1 pseudogene is annotated in these 343 nt (G+C 65.9%); it reads left to right on the forward strand.

Annotated features, from left to right (window positions below):
* Positions 1-343 (forward strand): annotated as a pseudogene (locus EN859_RS36205) (hypothetical protein); the annotation flags it as partial.

Genomic DNA, 343 nt, shown 5'->3' on the forward strand with positions numbered 1-343 from the left:
GACCGTGGAAGGCTATCATGCGATGAAATCGCACGTGTTGGTGCGCTTCGGTCGGTGGCAGGAGATCATCGATGAACCAAGGGTCGCCGAGCCCGGCCTCTATGTGCTGACGGCGGCCATGCAGCACTACGCCAGGGGCGTCGCGCATGCGACGTTGAGGCGATTCGCCGAAGCCGAGCGCGAGCGCGAACTGTTTCACCAGCACCTCGAAGGCATTGCACCCGAGCGGCGTTTCCTCAGCAACGCGACCCGCGCCTCGCTCGCCGTCGGTGCCGCCTTGCTCGACGGCGGGCTTGCCTACCATCCGGGCCGGCACGAGGAGGCCTATGGACATCTCAGGGAC

It is taken from the genome of Mesorhizobium sp. M00.F.Ca.ET.216.01.1.1, from assembly GCF_004010325.2.
In the GTDB taxonomy this organism is placed as follows: domain Bacteria; phylum Pseudomonadota; class Alphaproteobacteria; order Rhizobiales; family Rhizobiaceae; genus Mesorhizobium.